The following is a 17,244-nucleotide window of genomic DNA, read 5'->3' as shown; positions in this document are numbered from 1 at the left end:
AATGTCTCCATCAAACCCGGGGCGGGACACCACGGCCAGACATCCCACGCATGAGTCGTGATGTCGTCCGCCATGGGGTCCTGCTCGTGCATGGCCTGCTGACCGGGCTCCTCGCAGCGTCGCAGGTGCAGGCCACCGGCCACCGTGCGGATCGCCGCAATCAAAAGGTGGTTACGAACCGGCACACGGTTCGGGAATCGTGGAGCGCGCGCAAGCCCTGGCGGCGGCCGAGCCCCTCCACCCTCGTGACGATCGCCGAGGTTGCTAACTGCAACGGCTGCTGTGATCGCGGCCATCAAGACAGAGTCGTGAACACCGGTGTCAGGCAGCCCGCTGCGGTCAGGGTAAGCCCCCCTTGATCTGCAGCGAGGGCACCCTTCGGCCTACCTCGGGTGCCCTCGCTCTGACACCACTCGTCCTGCCGTCTCAGAACAGCAGGGTGGTCGTACACCTGCGCGGTCCAGCCCCGGCACCGGGCCACCAGGATTCAACGGGTGCAATGACGTGCCGCCACCCACCATGGCGTCACCCTCACAGATGACCGCCGTGCCGGGTGCGCCGACCGCCGCCGCCTGTCCGCGCCGGAGTAGGCCGCGACGTAGCCGTCACCGCTACCGTCGCCCGGCCGCCGGCAGCGACACGCCGTAGCGCCAGCCCGGCGATCCGCGCATCCCGAGCCTGATGCAGACGCAGCTGCGCCGCGCGCAGCTGCGCGATCGCGTCAGCCAACCGGCCTAACTGCAGCACAAGCCGCAGCGCAGCGTACGCGTCGTCATCACCGGAGACCCGGCCCATCAACCAGATCAGCCGGGCATGCGCCCGCAACTCCTGCGAGCGGCTCGTCGGTGCCGCCACCCACCCGTACCGGCCGCGGGCCGCCCGGTCGAAGTAGTCCGCAGCCCGGTGCAGCGGACCACACCAGTCTCTCTCGTAGGCGCGCGCGACGGTAACCAGCAGATCAGCGGCAGCGACCATCGTCGCCTGCACTCCGTTTCCATCACTGCGGGCGCTGTCCCCGACGGCTCGCGCGGCGTCCTGAGCGGCCTGCCCGGCCTGCCGCAACGCGGTCACGCGAGCGTGCCGGTTGACGGCTGGCCGAGGTGACCCGGGCGGCACCTGCGAGGCGACGCTCCATCGCATACGCAGTTTGGGCAGTGTCATGTCAGCCGCAAGCCGGCCCCCACCGAAGTAGATCGGCTGGCCAGCAGCAGTACGCACCCCCGGTAACGCGACCGCATACCCGCACGCCTGCCCAGCATGATCGCTGGTCCGCAACCGCACCAGCACACCACTACCGCCCAGCACGTCGAAGAACTCGTCCTCGGTGCCGGCTGCCGCCGCAGCCACCCGAACCCGACCACGCAACTCCTCGCGTAAGGTACCGCTACGCCCGGCCCGCACCGCCTCGCTGATCTCAACGCTGTCCGGATAGCGATGCCCGGTGTAATCCGGAGGACCAACCCGGCGCAGCCCGTACTGAATCTCAAGCCTGCGTGCAGTCAGCTGACATCGGCGCCACAAACCCTTGGGCAGCCACACCGTTGCCCCGTCCTGGCGCACGAGCGTGGCCACAATATGAATGTGGTCAACGGCATGTCGCACCGCCACCCAACGCACCGCCCGCGTGTCACCGTGAGCAGCAAGCCCCGCACCGGCGACCATCTCCCGCGCAACATGCGCCCACTCACCGTCGGACAGAATCCGATCAGCGGCGTGGTTGCGCACCGAACAGTGCCACACCGGCTGGGCAGGCGGGTACTGGCCGCAGTGCACCGGCTGCTCCAGCAGACGAGCCAGCGCACGAACCTCAACCCGGCCCTGCCCACCGATCAGCGGCTCCAGCTTGGCCAACGGCCGCGCAGAATCCCACGCCGCTATCAGATGCGGATTGCTGTGCTCCTCACGTCTACCCGGCCCGTACAGATAACGCAGCAGACCAGCAACGTCGCTTCCGCGAGCCGCTACCTTCGGGATCACCGCAAACGCCCGTCAATACGATCGATAATGTCATCAAGGACATCCAACCGCTGCTCACACAACCGGACCACGCGCTCCAACGCCTGCGGAACAACCCCGCTGACCGCGAACACGGCCACACCGTCATGCAGGTCCGCGCTGATACGCCCCGTCGCAGCAGCCGTCTCGAACAAATCCAGCTGCAATAAACGCAGCTGCTCCCGAACCGGTTCCAGCCCTGCCGGCCGGGCCCGCCGGGCGTAGGCAAGCGCTGCCTCAGCAAGAAACCCCGTCGGAGTCATCCCCACCTCCCGGGCCGCGTTCCTCACCTCACCAAGCTCATCGTCAGTGAAACGCGGCGCCAAACGCCGCACCCGACCCGGGTACAAATGCCTTCGATCCCGGCCACGGACATCACCCGCAGCAGCAGAAAATCCCTCGATATCCACACCGAAGATGCTGCTCAATACCCATTGACGCTGGCGCGACTGCCACCGCCACCCCACCCCGCAACCTCGCAACCGAGACCAGCTCATCCCCCCGGCGGCCCCCTGCTCACAGCGCAGCCACAACCCACTGACCCCCCGGCGGCGAAGCAGACAACCAGGCACCAGGCGCCAGCCCGCCAACGGCTCGTCGTCCCGAACGGACGCTCCAGCACCCCGATCCCGCGGCGTTACCGTAGCGGTCAGCGATACCGCGCTATCCGAACGCCGTCCGGACCTGGCAAACCAACGCCCGTCATGGCGCCCGACCGCGGATGCCGCTACCGGTAACACTGCTGGCGACTGCGCTACCAGTAGCGGCCGACTGCTACAGACCCGCCGCGACACAGACCAGCAACATGATCCGGAGCGCCGACCCGAAACACGCAACTCAGTTGTCTCAGCGGCTGTCGCCTGCCGGTCGGAGAAGAGCTCCCCCAGTTACGGTCGGCCGGATCACCGCTCCCACACCGATGGACCGGACGGCCGAACCCTGCACCATCGCCGCAGTCACCGCGCAACTGCTCAGCGACTGTCCGGTCCGCAGGTAGCTGGCTAGTGCCGTGACCATGAACGTTCACGGTGTTGACTGACACGACGCCGGGCCTGCGGCGCTTACGGGGTCGTGACGGTCAGGCTGGGTGGTGGCAGATCCCGTACGTGTGCGACGGCTGAGCGACCAGGAAGGTCAGCAGTTGCTGCGCGTCACTCGCAGAGGTGGTACCGGCTCACCGATCCGATTACGGCGGGCGATGGTTGTGCTGGCGTCGGCCGGTGGGAACACCGTGCCGGCGATCGCTCGCCTCGTTCAGGCGGACGAGGAAACGATCCGGCAGGTGATCCACCGGTTCAACGAGATGGGTATGGCCAGCCTGGACCCTCGGTGGGCGGGTGGCCGTTCCCGCCTGATCAGTCCTGACGAGGAAACCTTCATCGTCGCGACGGCCAACACCGCCCCGAAGCTTTGGGGCGGCCATTCACCCGGTGGAGCATCCGCAAACTCACCGATTACCTGCGCTCACTGGCCGCCCGCCCGATCACCATCGGGCGGGAACGGCTGCGTCAACTGCTAATCAAGAATAGATCAGCTTCCAGCGAACCAAGACCTGGAAAGAATCCAACGACCCGCACCGCGACACGAAACTCGCCCGCATCGACTACGTCACCACACATTTTTCGCAGCGGGTGTTCGCGTTCGATGAGTTCGGGCCGCTGGCCATCCGCCCACAGGCCGGCTCCGGCTGGGCACCCAAGAACCACCCGCGGCAGCTGCCGGCGAACTATCACAAGCTGCACGGTGTCCGGCAGTTCCACGGCTGCTATTCGGTCTCGACGACCAACTCTGGGGCGTCGTGCACCGCCGCAAGAGCGCGGTGAACACTCTCGCCGCGCTCAAGTCGATCCGCCGAGCGAGGCCGGACGGTGCGCCGATCTACGTAATCCTGGACAACCTGTCGGCTCATAAAGGCAAAGCGATCCGGGCGTGCGCGACCCGCAACAAGGTCGAGCTGGTGTTTCACCCCGACATACGCGTCCTGGGCCAACCCGATCGAGGCCCAGTTCGGGCCGCTACGCACCTTCGTGATCGCCGGCTCGGACCACCCGGACCATCCGGCGCTGACCCGTCACCTGTACCGATACCTGCGCTGGCGCAACGCTAACGCCCGCCATCCTGACGTCCTCGCCGCCCAACGCCGCGAACGTGCCCGCATCCGCAGCGAAAAACAACGCCGATGGGGCCAATCCACCGCTCGAGCGGCCTGACTGATTATCTCCAGGCCTTCGGACACCGTTTGAAGATGGTCTGACGCTATGGCTAGGCGTCGATGAGCGTGGCGGCCCAGGGTTCGGCTACCTCGGCGAGGCCAAGCATGGTGATGACGTTGTCGAGCATGCCGGCGGCAAACCACTGCCGGACCGCCTCGTCGTCACCGTCCAACAGCTCGCGGACGATCGTTACCTGCTGGGCATAACACGTGCGGACCGCATCGCGAATGACCGGTTCGTCGGTGGCACAGTTGGCGTGCATGAGGAAGCGTAGGACGTCACCGTCGGTGATGAGCGTGCTGTACGCGGCTCGCAGTGCTTGCGGCGGGCTCATCGTGTTGTTGGCGGTCTTGGCGGCGGTGAGCGTTTCGGTCAGCAGGCCGCCGACGTGCGTGACGGCAGCAGCGAAGATCGCCTGCTTGTTGGCGAAGAGCCGGTAGAGGTAGGGCTGCGAGATGCCGGCGCGCTCGGCGATCTCGTTCGTGGTCGTACCGTAAAAGCCTCTCCGCGCGAAACAGCTCACCGCCGCGTCCACAACGTGCTGACGGCGTTCATCGCTCTTCGTGGTCGTCCCGGCGGCAGGCATGGTGTCAGCCTATCCACGGCACCTGGGCCGCCGGTTCGCTCCGTTCAGCTACCGAAAGAGCCGGCTACACCCACGGTTCCGGTTGCCTCGGGGTCGCTGGTTGTCAGCGCTTCAACGGCGGCCAGAGGGTTCCAGTAGTCGTCGTATCGAGTGATCAGCCCGTCGGCGTCGGTCTGCACGATCCCGAAGCAGTCCTGGTGAAAATGCTTCCCGGTGGGCGTCGCCGTCCCGTCCAGCGTCCACAACGCCACCGCGATCTGCGGGCTCGTAGTCGCGATGTAGCGCAGATTCACGGCCTGCACGTCGAAGGTGGCTACGAAGTTCCGCATGTGCGTGATGAGTGCTTCGCGCCCATGCAGTTCGGAGGCCATCCCGGCTGGCGCAAACGGAAACGTGAACGTGGCGTCGGCGGTGTACAGCTCAGCCCAGGCGTCCAGCCTGCCGGTGGTCAGAAGCCGCAGGTGGTCGGCCACCGCATGCTGTGCCGGGGAGCGGTTCTCGGTCGTCTCGGTCATGTACCCACCATAGCGATTAGGTTAGTGGTCGACCTATAACAGATTTGGTGAGAAGGATCGCGCCCGGTGCGGTTGTCTAATGACACCCATCCCTGCTCTGCATCCGGGACGGTCAGGGCAACCTGGCCACCACGTCTCGAGACCGTATCTGGCTGGCACCCCGCTTCGACCGGTTCAGCCAGGTCACCGTCCGCACGAACCGGCATTCAGCCCATCCGGCTGCCCGGCCCCACCGCGCTGGAACAGACCCGCGCGGCCAGGAAGTTCACCCCGGTCCACACACCCTCCTGCAATCCCGATACATCAACGACGGCCCCGGCTGACTGATCGACATGCTCGCGCTCACCGCGCCCCGCCTGCAAACCGCTGGCGACCCCGCCCAGCCCATGGCGGCGGATCAGAGTGCGGTCAAAACTCGCGGAGATTGATCACCAGCCGAACCGATCAACGGAGTCAAGACTCACGAAACTCCGGTGTCGTTTGTCGCGAGCCAAATCACCTGAGCCCAGCACCTCAAACGTTCGTGGTCACGGCACTAGCAGACGTGGGGGCAACCAGGACTGGGACAACCTGGCACGGACGGCTCTCTTTCGTCCGTCCGGTTTCAGTTGGCCGTTTCCTCACTGGGCTTGCTCAGTGGAGGCCGCTGCCAGAACTGCCGTGCCGCGAACCCTTCGCGCCGAAGCCAGTGCTCGGTGTAGACGATCCGGTTCGGCTCGATCACCACGAGGGTGTCGCTTAGCGGCTCGGCGAGTGAGCGGCCGCGTTCGGCATGTTCGTTCTCCCAGCGGAATGCGTCCCAGTAGTGGTCCCGTTCGGGATGCCCGGGAGGCAGCATGCGGGCTTCACCGAACAGCTGTGCTCCGCGGCTGCTGGCCAGCCCCACCAGCGGCGCGAAGACGCCGACGGACACTCGGGCGTCTGCAGCGATGTTGCGCATTTTCGGTGAACGTGGCGCGGCAGTAAACATGACCGCGAAGTCGAGAGAGTAGTAGCGCACCGGTGTGGCCAGCGGGCCCTCCGACCCGGCTGTGGCGAGCACGCACATGTTCTGCGAGGACAGCAGGTTGAGAATGCGCTCATCAAGTCGCTGTTGCGGCAGCTGGTCGGCCGGCATGGGGTCCGAGAGCCACGGATTCGTCAATGGCATTCGAGCTTCATCCTCACGTAGCGATCTTATTCAGTGTCCGGCGATGACATCTGATCGGACGCCGGAAGCGAAAGCCCGAGAAGCGTGACCAGGGATAGCTCCAAGGCATCGGCGAGCGGCTGCGGGATGTCCGGTGTGCGGAACTCGCGAACGTTGAGCGGCGGAAGGTTCCCGACCGAGACGAGCAGGTCGTTCTTGGCGAACTCGCGAACGGCCCGTCGGAGGTGGGTGGCCTCGCGCTGTTTCAGGTCCGGCGACGGGGTGCCATCCAGGGTCTGCGCTCGCATGCCGGGGAACGTCTTGTCAGCTCGTAGAAGGGGCCGTAACCGGCGCCGGCGAGCCAGAACGCGATGAGGTGACCGTTGTTGCTCAGAATCGCATCGACCGGGCAGCCGATCGCGTCGGCGATTCCCGCCGCAATGGCGTCGCGCTCGCCGGTGTGACCGTGAAATCCCGGGATGCCGGCGGCATGGAACTGCTGGATTCCGTGCGGGCCGGCAGACGCCAGTCCGGTGCGCAGAACAGTTCAGCAAGCCACACGATTTCCGGGCACATCCAGCCGGTTCGCCAACAAAACGGCGGGTAGTGGCCACGCCAAATGAGTGCCGGCCCGTCAACAGCGCCGCGATCAACTCGTAGAAGGCGCTGCAGCCCGGAATCAGCACCGTCGCGTCGCCGTGTTCGGCGGCCAGCGCGGCGACGACCCGGCGCATCAGCCGGCCCCGCGTGCCGGTCGAGGCATACGTCTGCGCGTCCAACTCCACACGGATCGCCGTGACAAGACGTGGATCGGCACGGCTGACGAGGTCGCTGAACCTGGTGGCGCGTTAATCGACCAGCCCCCAAAACCGCAGCGGACCACCGGAGCCTGGCACCGCGCGCGACATCCCGACACCGTACCGCCGGTCACCTTCCACTGAATGCGACCACGCCGATGGCCGGCTTCGATCGATACGGAGCCTCAGATTGGTTGATGTCAGTGAGCACCGATCACAGCCGGGTCAATCCCACATCCGGCCCCCGAACATGGCGGTCAGCCGGGGCAGCGCCTCGTCCGGGTCGCGGTCGTCCGCCTCACGGTCCTGGTGTGGCGTGGTGTCGGCGTCGTAGCGAGCCCTGAGCGCGTCGTAGATGCTGTCCGTATCCAGTTCACGCCGCTCGTACTCGTGGACGGCCACGAACTCGAGCTCCTCGAACCAGGGATACTCCTCATTCGTCCAGTCTCGCGGATGCCGCTCAGCCAACCGTCGCACCTCAGGCTCGTCAGCGAGCAGGTCCGGGTCGCCAGCCACCCGGTCCAGGGTGTCCCGCCCCAGACCGACAAGCCACGCTTGGAAACGACTGAAACTGTCGTCGCCGCAGCCGCACAGGATCAGGATGGCGGCCTCGCCCATCAAGTCGCCGCAGACCCGGCTCATCTGTTCGTCGAGGTGATCCTGGAAGTCGACCAGATCCTCCACGCTCAGCCCGACCAACGCCCTCTCAATCCACTCTCCCCGCTCGACGGAATCGGTATCCCGTCCAGAGCCTTCAATGATCGCCCAGAACCCGTCGATGTCCATGTCGGCCCCCGTTCCCGATCGCGTGATCGTAAGCTTTGCCGCCGATGCCCCGGATGCGCAGGTCTCCAACAGGAACCACGTCACTGGCCACCTACAAGCGGACATGGCCACGCCGATCGCCAACTTCGATCGGCCTGGCCATCTATCGACGGACGGGACAGCGACCGCTCCTCGTGAGTGACCGGCGCAATCGCTACTGGGTCGGAGCAAGTTGTCCGTACCGGCTACCGGAAGCCGTCCGGTCAGACGCGGTTGAGGCGGCGGTTGGGCGACGTGCTCGGCGCCTGGCAGCAGGCGACAGCCGGGCACGACCGCGTCGCCGCACCATTCACCGGCACATCGGGCGATACCAGGTTTCCTGCCGTATCGACGGCTGACGACTACCCGGCTGATTCCGGGGTATCCGAGGCGCCGTTGCCCGGACCGTGGACCCCTGGAGGAGACCAGAATGACCGACGCACCCACCGCCGACGTTCTCGACGTGCTGGCCGCCGAGCACCGTGACGTGACCGCCCTGATCGGCGAGATCCACACGGTCGCCGACCCGATGATCCGGCGCGACCTGACCGACACCGCGATCAGCGAGCTGGTCCGGCACGCCGTCGCCGAGGAGATGTACGTCTACCCGGCGATGCGTAAGTATCTGCCGGACGGCGACAAGGCGGTCGAGCACGACATCGAGGAGCACAAGGAGCTCGAGCAGACCATGAAGCGCCTCGAGGGCGCCGAGGTGTCCAGCGTCGAGTTCGAGGAGGCGCTGCGCACCCTGGAGACCGTGCTCGCCGATCACATCCAGGACGAGGAGCAGGAGCAGTTCCCGGAGCTGCGCCGGCACATCCCGCGCGAGGAGCTGGTGGAGCTGGCCGGCAAGGTCGAGACGGCGAAGAAGCTCGCGCCGACCCGCCCGCACCCCGCCGCGCCGAACAGCGAGCTGTTCCACAAGCTGGTCGGCCCGGGCGTCGGGCTGGTCGACCGTCTGCGTGACAAGCTGACCGGCCGCGCCACGAAGTAAGTCCACAGCGAGGCATTTCCGGGAGCGGTCCGCCGGCATGTCGCCGAAGGGCGCGGCCGCTGCCCGGAACCGCCGCGCGGGGGCGGCGAGCCATGCGGCCTGTCACGTCGCGGGCAGGCGCACCTCGAACCGGCACCCGCCGGCGATGTTGCCGGCGTTGACCCGGCCGCCGTGCGCCTCGACCAGCCCGCGCACGATGGCCAGCCCCAGCCCACCGCCACCGGCGGTTTCCGGTGTGCGGGCCCGGGTGCCGCGGAACGCCACGTCGAACAGTCGCGGCAGGTCCTCCTCGGGGATCCCGCCGCAGCTGTCGGAGACGGCCAGCCACACCTCGCGGGTGTCCTGACCGGCTTCGATCTGGATGACGCCGTTCATCGGCGTGTACCGCACCGAGTTGGTGAGCAGGTTGCTGACCACCCGGTTCAGCTCGGCGGCGCCCCCGGACACGATCGGCCAGCGGTCCCCCACAGCGACGACCCGGATGCCGCGGTCGGCGGCGATCGGGCGGACCGCCGCGACCGCGTCGGAGACCACGTCGGCCAGCGGTAACACGGTCGGTGTCAGGCGCAGCGCCCCGGCGTGGATGCGGGACAGCTCGAACAGGTCGTCGACAAGTCCGCTCATCCGGTCGGTCTCGGCGCCGATCCGGCGGTGATATTCGCCGACGGTGACCGGGTCGGTGACGACACCGTCCTGCAGTGCCTCGGTCATCGCGCGCAGCCCGGCCAGCGGTGTACGCAGGTCGTGCGACACCCAGGCGACCAGGTCCCGGCGGCCGGCCTCCATGCGGCGCTCCCGGTCGCGGGCCTCGGCCGCCCACATCGCCGCGGCGGCGAGCCGGCGCCCGAAGACGATGCCGAGCGTCAGGCTGACCACGGCGGAGGCGGCGACGGTCAGCAGCACCACCTGCATGTCGTGGCTGGACAGGAACATCGCCCGGGCGACCGTGACGACCCCGGCGACCACCGCGGTGACCGTGATCGCCAGCAGCACCGTCACGTGCACCGTGATCGACCGGCCCCGCAGCGCCCGCAGCACCCCGGCGCCGGCCAGCCCGACGACGGTGCCGGCGGTCAGCGAGTACAGCCCGATCAGCAGGATGTCACGCATCGCCGGCCGGCTCCCAGCGGTACCCGACGCCCCAGACGGTGACCAGCCGGACCGGCGCCGCCGGGTCGGCCTCGATCTTCTCCCGCAGGCGCCGCACGTGCACGGTGACGGTCGACTGGTCGCCGAACCGCCAGCCCCACACCTTGTCGAGCAGCTCGGCCCGGGAGAACGCCTTCGCGGGGTGCCGCATCAGGAACTCCAGCAGGTCGAATTCCCGCACCGTCAGCGCAAGGAGTTTTCCACCGAGTTCCGCGGTGCGGCGGCCGGTGTCGGCGACCAGGTCACCGTCGCGCAGCAGCGCCGGGCGGGGCGGGGCTGCCGGGGCGGTGCGGCGCAGCACCGATCGGACGCGCAGGGTCAGCTCGCGCGGGCTGAACGGCTTGGTCACGTAGTCGTCCGCGCCCACCTCGAGCCCGAGCACCCGATCGCTCTCCTCGCCGAGCGCGGTCAGCATGACGACCGGCAGTCCGGGCTGGTCACGCTGCAGCCGGCGGCACACCTCGATGCCGTCGATGCCGCCGAGCATCAGGTCCAGGACGACCAGGTCGGGGCGTTCGGCGTCGACGGCCGCGAGGGCGCTGAGGCCGTCGGCGGCGAGCCGCACCCGGCATCCGTCCTGTTCCAGGTAGCGGCGCACGACGTCACTGACGGTCGGGTCGTCGTCGACGACCAGCACCCGATGGTTCATCACCGCAGGTTACCGGCGTCCGCGCCGGCGGAACCTTTCAGATCCCTTACGGCCGGCGACAACCACCACCGTCGTCACGATCAGGATCAGGAGCAGGCCTTTCCCGTACGGGCGTGGCAGCACCGTGGGGTTGCCGGCGTCGCGCCCGAAGCCCAGCACGAGTGGCAGCGCCACGACGGTGACGGCCAGGTCGACGATCGCCGCCAGCCGGACGGCCGCGTGCCAGCCGGGCGGGACGAGCCGTCGCATCAGGGCACCGGCTCCCGCGACGAGCGGAAGAAAAACGCCGTCGTGCAGCACGAGCAGGGCGGCGCCGAACACGATGACCCCGAGCAGGTTCACCTCGGCGTCGAGCATCGCGCCGAGAATGCCGTACAGCATGGTCAGTAACCCGGCGGCGATGAGCGGACGTCTCATGACGCGCTCCGCACGGTGATCCGGGCGACCCACTTGGTCTGCAGGACCCCGGGACGGTTCGGGGCGATCAGCCGCGCCGGGAACCCGTGGTCCAGGGCGAGCGGCTCCCCGCCGAGCCGCAGCGCGATCAGGGTGCGGTCGTCGGCCGGGCTCTCGACCGACGATGACCGGTACCGGCCGCCGGCTTGCAGGGACTCGACGTCCGCGACGCACGCGCCCGGATCCGCCCCGATCAGGGCGAAAAGATCCTTCAGGCGTACGCCGGTCCAGGTCCCGACCGAGCTCCAGCCCTCGACGCAGGCGATCGGCAGGACCGCGGTGTGCTGCGGGAGCGCCGCCAGGTCGGCAAGACTCAACTGCACACTGCGACCGAAACCGGTCACCGTCAGCCGGTAGTCCGGATCGAAGGCGGCGTCGCGCACCTCGGCGGAGGCGATGCCGTTCACCGGCAACCCCTGCGGACCCGTGCCGGGACGGCAGGGCGCGAGCAGCGCGATCGGCGACAGCGACCGGACGGTCTGCCCGAGCGTGGCGAGCGTGATCACGCCGGCGGCGATGCCCACGGCCAGCAGGAACTCCCGGCGGGCGGGAGAAGACCTCTGCCGTCGCAGCGCGTCACGGACCACCGGCAACTGCACGCCGATGTGACTGATCAGGGCGCCGATCGCGACCCAGGCGACCCAGTAGTGCGCGTTCGTGAAGAAGAACGGCATCGGGCCGTACCAGTGGGCGATGTTCAGCACCCCGCTGACCACCTGGAACAACGCGGCGCCGACCAGCGCCGCGACCGTCAGGCGCTCGGCGGCGTGCAGCACGCTGCGCAGCGGCGGCCAGGCGAACAGGCGCGGGTAGACCGACCAGAGTTTCGCGCCGAGCAGCGGCACCGTGGCCAGGCCGGTCGCCACGTGCAGGCCCTGCGTGACGCGGTACAGCCCGGCCGGCCGGGTCGGCAGCCACAGCCACCCCGGCGGGTGTTGCAGCACGTGGGAGTAGAGGCCGGTGAGGAAGCAGACGGCGAAGGCGGCGCCGAGCGCGATGCCGAGCTGGCTGGTCAGCCGGGTGGACCGCAGCGGCGAGCCGAAGGTGTCCGCGCGCAGCGGCCCGCGGCGCAGGCCCTCCGGCGGCGCGGGAAGCGGCTCGGTCAGCCACGTCCACGCACGTCCGGGCCGGCTGCCGGAGACGCGCGCGTCGTCCGGGGCGCCACGATGGTCGCGGGCCCGGTTCAGCCGGCTGCCAGGGTGGCGAACCATCGCCCCTCCTCGGTCCAGGTGCTCAGGACGGTCAGGGCGGCGGCGCGGGCCAGCGGCGCGAGGTCGTCCGCCGCGACCTGGGCCCAGCGCAGCGGCGCGGCCGCGTGCCCGTCCGTGGTGTGCAGGGTGGCGGTGCCGGCCCAGCTTCCGGTGCCGGGCGGTTCCAGCTCGGCGTGCAGCTGCCCGTCCGGCGCCAGCAGGTCGCGGCAGCGGCGCAGCAGGGCGGCCGGGTCGCCGCCGATGCCGAGGTTGCCGTCGGCGAGCAGCAGGTGCTCCCAGCGGCCGTGCCCGGGCAGCGGGCCGAACACGTCGCGGCGCAGCGCGAGCGCGCCACGGGCGCGGGCCAGGCGGACCGCTGCCGCGCTCACGTCGATGCCCAGCGCCTTGCGGCCGCGGCCGAGCAGCGCGCTGGTCAACCGGCCGGGGCCGCATCCGATGTCGAGGGTCGCGCCGGTGCACCGGTCGAGCAGGCCGGCGTCACCGGGCCGGTACGCCCGGCACCAGTCCGCGGCGTCGACGCGGTGCTCGTTCCCGTCGGCGTCGCGCAGGCTCAGCAGGCTCGGGACTCCGGCGGCGGCACGGCGCAGGGCACGGTCGAAGGTGTCGAGGGCGGCCCGCTCGTCCGGCGGGCAGATGACCGTGGGCGCGCTCATGCGCGGCCCCCGGCGGCAGCGGCCCGGGCGGTAGTGGAGCTGGCGGCCGTCGCGCCGACGACAGTCACGCCAGCAGCAGTCGCGCCAGCACGCGGCGACAGCGGGCCGATCGATTCCGCGACCGCAGCCGGGAACCGGCGGGCCGTTTCCGTGACGATCGCCGGGAAACGGTTGCCGGCGCCGCATATCGACGCGACCGCGATCGCGTCGGCGGCGGTGTCCACGTCCCGCAGCCGCGGCAGCAGCGTCGGCCGCACCCCGCGCCGGCCGAGCGCGGCAACCGTCCGCTCCCCGGTCCGGGCCGTCGACATCGGCACGCCGGGCAGCACCGCGGCATCGGCCGGATCGCTCAGGCCCAGCGCCCACCAGCCGCCGTCGTCGGCCGGCCCGAGCACCGCCCCGTCCCGGCACAGCGCGGCCGCCGCCGTCTCCAGCAGCTCGGCGGTCAGCTGGGGGGTGTCCATGCCGATCAGCAGGCTCGGCACTGCGGGCAGCGCCGTGTCGGCGAACGCTTTCGCCAGCCGCTCCCCCAGGCCGTCGCCACGTTGCGCGACGCGCGCCCACCCGCTCGGCGCCGGGTGGTCGCCGTCGAGGACCAGCACCCGCCGTACGGCGGAGAGATTCTTCGCGGCATCGAGCGTGTCCGCCAGGGCGGCCGCCGCGATCGCCGCGGCCTCGGCGGGCGTGCACGGCGGGCAGAGCCGCGTCTTCACCCGGCCCGGGACCGGCGCCTTCGCCATCACCAGCAGCTGGATCATCGGGCCAGCACCGCCCGCATGTCGGCGACCGCGCCCAGCGTGCCGCGGACCGTGCCGGTGACCTTCGACCGGGTTCCGGCCGCCCGCGGATGGTAGGCGACATCCAGTTCGACGATCCGCCAGCCGTCGCGGGCCGCGGAGAGCAGCAGTTCCAGGGGGTAACCGAAGCGCCGGTCGCGCAGGCCGAGCCCGAGCAGCGCGTCCCGGCGGGCGGCCCGGATCGGCGCGATGTCGTGCACGTCGACCCCGGTCTCGCGGCGGATCCGGCGAGCCAGAACCGCGTTGCCGAGCCGCGCGTGCAACGGCCAAGCGCCTGCCGTGGCCGGCCTGCGCCGTCCACAGGCGAGGTCCGCGTCACCGGCGCGCACCGGGTCGGCGAGCCGCGGCAGCTGGGCCGGGTCGAACGAGCCGTCGGCGTCCATCACGCACACCACGCCGTCGGCGGGATCCGCGGCGAGCAGCCCCGCGTGCACCGCCGCGCCGTAGCCGCGCTGCGCCACCTCGACCACCCGGGCGCCGCCCGCACGGGCGACCTCGGGCGAGCCGTCCGTCGAGCCGTTGTCGGCCACGATCGCCCGGTATCCCCGCGGCAGCCGGGCCAGCAACGCCGGCAACGCCGCGGCCTCGTTCAGGCAGGGCAACACCACATCTGTCATGAACGGCAAGTTAGCCCTGGTCAGAGACGGCAGATCTTACAAAGTACGGACGCTGCGGAAGGTTCTTACGAACCGCTGACGGATCGGCGTCAGCCGCTGTGCCGGTGCCCCGGCCGCCCTACCGTCGCCGTCGTGACACACATTCTCGTGACCGGCGGGGCCGGGTTCATCGGCTCGCACATCACCGCCGCACTGCTGGCGGCCGACCATGACGTGTCCGTGCTCGACAGCGCGCATCCGGCGGCGCACACCGAGCCGGTGCGGGTTCCCGGCGGGGTGCGCCTGCATCGTGCCGACGTGCGCGACGCCGACGCGGTCCGTGCCGCGCTGCGCGGGGTCGACGCGGTGCTGCACCAGGCGGCGCTCGTAGGCCTCGGCGCCGGACCGGATGACCTGCCCGAATACGTCGGCTGCAACGACCTGGGCACGGCGGTCCTGCTCGCCGCGATGGCCGAGGCCGGGGTGAAGCGGCTGGTCCTGGCCAGTTCGATGGTCGTCTACGGGGAGGGCGCCTATCGATGTGACCGGCACGGTCCGGTCCGCCCGGCACCGCGTGCGCCCGGCGATCTGGAGGCGGGCCGTTTCGAGCCGCCGTGCCCCGGGTGCGGGCGGCCCCTGACGGACGAACTCGTCGGCGAGGACGCGCCGTTCGACCCGCGCAGCGTGTACGCGGCGACGAAAGTGGCGCAGGAGCATCTGGCCGCGATCTGGGCGCGGGAGTGCGGGGCGAGCGTGGCGGCCCTGCGCTACCACAACGTGTACGGGCCGGGGATGCCGCGCGACACGCCGTACAGCGGGGTGGCGGCGATCTTCCGGTCGTCGCTGGCCGGTGGCCGGGCACCGCAGGTGTTCGAGGACGGCCGCCAGCGGCGCGACTTCGTGCACGTCCGGGACGTCGCCGCGGCCAACGTCTCGGCCCTCGCGGCCGGCCCCGGGTTCCGTGCCTACAACATCGCGTCCGGGCAGCCGATCACGATCGGGGAGGTGGCCGGCGCCCTCGCCGAAACCTCCGGTGGTCCACGGCCGGTGGTCACCGGGCGGTTCCGGCTCGGCGACGTGCGGCACGTGGTGGCCTCCCCGGCGCGGGCCGCCGCGGAGCTGGGATTCCGGGCCGCGGTGACGCCGGCCGACGGGTTGAAGGAGTTCGCATGCGCACCTCTGCGCGGATGACGCCCGGATCACCGGACCACGGTGACCACGAAGGAGCTCGGATGCGCATGCCGCTGACAGCCCGGCGGCCGGACGGCGGGGATGCCGGCCGCGGCGACGGAGTGCGGACGCGTCTGCGCGCGTGGCTGCCGACCGGCCCGGGCACCGGCATCCTGTCGAAGCCGGACCGGTGGGCAGCGGTGGTGGCCCTCGCACTGGTCGCCGCCGCGGTGCTGGTCGGGGCGGCACTGGGCTGGGCGGGCCATCCGGTACATGCGCCCGCCGCTCCCCTGTTCGCGCACGTCATGCCGCATGTCGGCCCCGGCACGCCGTTCGCCGTGGTGATCGCAATCCTGGTGATCAACTGGGGGCCCGCGCTGGCCGAACGACTGCCGTGGCGGCGGCTGCTGCTCGCCGGCTGGGTGGCCTCGGTGGCGTGGACGTTCGCGCTCGCCCTGGTCGACGGCTGGCAGCGGGGGGTGGCGGGACGGCTGACCACACCGTTCGAGTACCTCAGCGAGGTGCCGCGGGTGACCGACGCCCGCGCGATGCTGCGCGGCTTCACCGATCACATCCTGCTGTTCTCGCCGGACAACTGGGCCGAGCACGTCTCGGCTCACCCACCGGGCGTGCTGCTGGTCTTCGTCGGACTCGACCGGCTCGGGTTGCGCGGCGGCGGCTGGGCCGGGGTGTTCTGCATCCTGGTCGGCGCTGCCGCGACGGCGGCGGTCGCGGTGACGTTGCGGGCGCTGGGCGATGAGGCGGCGGCCCGGGCAGCGGTGCCGTTCCTGGTCCTGTTCCCGGGCGCCGTCTGGGTGGGAGTCTCCGCCGACGGCATGTTCATGGGTGCCGCAGCGACCGCGCTGGCGCTGTTCGCGGTCGGTCTGACCCGGCCGTCCCGATGGTGCGCCGTTCTCGGCGGGGCGGGGCTGGCGGGGTGCGCCTACCTGTCGTACGGCCTGGTCCTGCTGGTCTTGCCGGCCGGCGCGGTGATCGTGGCGGCGCGGGCGCGGCGGTGGTCGATGCTGGCGTGGGCGGTGCTGGGCGCCGGTGTGGTGACCGGCGCCTTCACCTGGCTCGGGTTCGAGTGGTGGGAGGGGTACCGGCTGGTCAAGGTGCGTTACTACCAGGGGTTGGCGACCGCCCGGGCCTACAGCTACTGGGTGTGGGGCAATCTTGCGGCGCTCGCCGTCAGCGCGGGGCCGGCCGCCGCCCCGGTCCTTCGCCGGGCCGTCGTCCAGGTCAAGGCCGCCGTCCGGCTCCGGGCCGCTCCCCCCGGGCTCACCGTCCAGTTCGGGGCGGCTCGCACGGCGCCGGTGCTGCTCTGTCTGGGCGGGATCGCCGCGGCGGTGGCGGCCGACCTGTCCGGCCTGAGCAAGGCCGAGGTGGAACGCATCTGGCTGCCGTTCGCCATCTGGTTGCCGGCCGCCGCGGCACTGCTGCCCGCATCCGACCGGCGGGGATGGCTGTGGTTGCAGGCCGGAACCGCCCTGCTGGTGAACCATCTCGTCCTGACCAATTGGTGAACGG

The 17,244-nt window shown here is 70.3% G+C and carries 18 protein-coding genes and 2 pseudogenes; 5 read left to right on the top strand and 15 right to left on the bottom strand.

Annotated features, from left to right (window positions below; translation table 11 throughout):
• From Acy02nite_RS43750 to Acy02nite_RS43740, 3 genes and pseudogenes are all read right to left on the bottom strand, one after another.
• Positions 1–296, bottom strand: a pseudogene (locus Acy02nite_RS43750) (hypothetical protein); the annotation flags it as partial.
• 235 nt (positions 297–531) lie between these two features.
• A complete protein-coding gene (locus Acy02nite_RS43745; protein WP_239175836.1) occupies positions 532–1,851 on the bottom strand; it encodes a relaxase in 1,320 nt (439 codons plus the stop codon).
• A gap of 122 nt (positions 1,852–1,973) precedes the next feature.
• Entirely contained in the window at positions 1,974–2,423 is a 450-nt protein-coding gene (locus tag Acy02nite_RS43740; RefSeq protein WP_203755408.1) for a hypothetical protein, read from the bottom strand.
• Between the two features lie 662 nt (positions 2,424–3,085).
• On the opposite strand from Acy02nite_RS43740, the pseudogene Acy02nite_RS43735 reads away from it, so the two are divergent.
• Positions 3,086–4,205, top strand: a pseudogene (locus Acy02nite_RS43735) (IS630 family transposase).
• 52 nt (positions 4,206–4,257) lie between these two features.
• Here the strand turns inward: Acy02nite_RS43735 and Acy02nite_RS43730 are convergent.
• The 4 genes from Acy02nite_RS43730 to Acy02nite_RS43715 all read right to left on the bottom strand — a co-directional run bounded on the left by Acy02nite_RS43730 (position 4,258) and on the right by Acy02nite_RS43715 (position 6,746).
• Positions 4,258–4,794 carry a TetR/AcrR family transcriptional regulator gene (locus Acy02nite_RS43730; protein ID WP_203755407.1) on the bottom strand — a complete coding sequence of 179 codons (537 nt, stop codon included), beginning with the start codon at positions 4,792–4,794 and terminating at the stop codon, positions 4,258–4,260.
• A 44-nt stretch (positions 4,795–4,838) separates the two neighbouring features.
• The gene (locus Acy02nite_RS43725) at positions 4,839–5,309 is read right to left on the bottom strand and encodes a nuclear transport factor 2 family protein (protein WP_203755405.1); all 471 of its coding nucleotides are present in this window, start codon (positions 5,307–5,309) and stop codon (positions 4,839–4,841) included.
• A 604-nt stretch (positions 5,310–5,913) separates the two neighbouring features.
• Complete coding sequence (locus Acy02nite_RS43720; RefSeq protein WP_203755403.1) at positions 5,914–6,459, bottom strand: pyridoxamine 5'-phosphate oxidase family protein; 546 nt, start codon at positions 6,457–6,459, stop codon at positions 5,914–5,916.
• A gap of 26 nt (positions 6,460–6,485) precedes the next feature.
• Positions 6,486–6,746: a hypothetical protein gene (locus Acy02nite_RS43715; protein WP_203755400.1), complete on the bottom strand. Its 261-nt coding sequence runs from the start codon at positions 6,744–6,746 to the stop codon at positions 6,486–6,488.
• 68 nt (positions 6,747–6,814) lie between these two features.
• Between Acy02nite_RS43715 and Acy02nite_RS43710 the strand changes: the two genes are divergently transcribed.
• Positions 6,815–7,045: a hypothetical protein gene (locus Acy02nite_RS43710; protein ID WP_203755396.1), complete on the top strand. Its 231-nt coding sequence runs from the start codon at positions 6,815–6,817 to the stop codon at positions 7,043–7,045.
• A gap of 415 nt (positions 7,046–7,460) precedes the next feature.
• Here the strand turns inward: Acy02nite_RS43710 and Acy02nite_RS43705 are convergent, their stop codons facing one another.
• Positions 7,461–8,021 carry a DUF4240 domain-containing protein gene (locus tag Acy02nite_RS43705; protein WP_203755394.1) on the bottom strand — a complete coding sequence of 187 codons (561 nt, stop codon included), beginning with the start codon at positions 8,019–8,021 and terminating at the stop codon, positions 7,461–7,463.
• Between the two features lie 448 nt (positions 8,022–8,469).
• On the opposite strand from Acy02nite_RS43705, the gene Acy02nite_RS43700 reads away from it, so the two are divergent.
• Positions 8,470–9,033 (top strand): hemerythrin domain-containing protein, encoded by a 564-nt coding sequence (locus Acy02nite_RS43700; protein WP_203755392.1) that lies wholly within the window; start codon positions 8,470–8,472, stop codon positions 9,031–9,033.
• 102 nt (positions 9,034–9,135) lie between these two features.
• Here the strand turns inward: Acy02nite_RS43700 and Acy02nite_RS43695 are convergent, their stop codons facing one another.
• Genes Acy02nite_RS43695 through Acy02nite_RS43665 form a run of 7 tightly spaced genes read right to left on the bottom strand, consistent with a single transcriptional unit; the run spans position 9,136 to position 14,574 of the window.
• A complete protein-coding gene (locus Acy02nite_RS43695) occupies positions 9,136–10,143 on the bottom strand; it encodes a sensor histidine kinase (RefSeq protein ID WP_203755390.1) in 1,008 nt (335 codons plus the stop codon).
• Complete coding sequence (locus Acy02nite_RS43690) at positions 10,136–10,831, bottom strand: response regulator transcription factor (RefSeq protein WP_203755388.1); 696 nt, start codon at positions 10,829–10,831, stop codon at positions 10,136–10,138. Before Acy02nite_RS43690 ends, Acy02nite_RS43695 begins: the two co-directional genes overlap by 8 nt.
• Positions 10,832–10,840: 9 nt before the next feature.
• Complete coding sequence (locus Acy02nite_RS43685; protein ID WP_203755386.1) at positions 10,841–11,248, bottom strand: hypothetical protein; 408 nt, start codon at positions 11,246–11,248, stop codon at positions 10,841–10,843.
• Positions 11,245–12,498 (bottom strand): molybdopterin-dependent oxidoreductase, encoded by a 1,254-nt coding sequence (locus tag Acy02nite_RS43680; protein ID WP_203755384.1) that lies wholly within the window; start codon positions 12,496–12,498, stop codon positions 11,245–11,247. The genes Acy02nite_RS43685 and Acy02nite_RS43680 overlap by 4 nt, the downstream gene beginning before the upstream one ends.
• Positions 12,471–13,151, bottom strand: coding sequence for a methyltransferase (locus Acy02nite_RS43675; RefSeq protein WP_203755381.1), 681 nt, complete (start codon positions 13,149–13,151; stop codon positions 12,471–12,473). Before Acy02nite_RS43675 ends, Acy02nite_RS43680 begins: the two co-directional genes overlap by 28 nt.
• The gene (locus Acy02nite_RS43670; RefSeq protein ID WP_203755379.1) at positions 13,148–13,909 is read right to left on the bottom strand and encodes a TIGR04282 family arsenosugar biosynthesis glycosyltransferase; all 762 of its coding nucleotides are present in this window, start codon (positions 13,907–13,909) and stop codon (positions 13,148–13,150) included. Before Acy02nite_RS43670 ends, Acy02nite_RS43675 begins: the two co-directional genes overlap by 4 nt.
• On the bottom strand, positions 13,906–14,574 hold the full coding sequence (locus Acy02nite_RS43665; RefSeq protein ID WP_203755378.1) for a glycosyltransferase family 2 protein: 669 nt from the start codon (positions 14,572–14,574) through the stop codon (positions 13,906–13,908). Before Acy02nite_RS43665 ends, Acy02nite_RS43670 begins: the two co-directional genes overlap by 4 nt.
• Before the next feature lie 123 nt (positions 14,575–14,697).
• On the opposite strand from Acy02nite_RS43665, the gene Acy02nite_RS43660 reads away from it, so the two are divergent.
• On the top strand, positions 14,698–15,735 hold the full coding sequence (locus Acy02nite_RS43660; protein WP_203755376.1) for an NAD-dependent epimerase/dehydratase family protein: 1,038 nt from the start codon (positions 14,698–14,700) through the stop codon (positions 15,733–15,735).
• Between the two features lie 41 nt (positions 15,736–15,776).
• Entirely contained in the window at positions 15,777–17,240 is a 1,464-nt protein-coding gene (locus tag Acy02nite_RS43655) for a hypothetical protein (RefSeq protein WP_239175834.1), read from the top strand.
• The last annotated feature ends 4 nt before the right edge of the window (positions 17,241–17,244 follow it).

Origin of the sequence: Actinoplanes cyaneus (genome assembly GCF_016862095.1) — a bacterium.
In the GTDB taxonomy this organism is placed as follows: domain Bacteria; phylum Actinomycetota; class Actinomycetes; order Mycobacteriales; family Micromonosporaceae; genus Actinoplanes; species Actinoplanes cyaneus.
Note: the sequence above shows the minus strand (reverse complement) of the source record. Positions and strands in the feature narration are given on the sequence as shown.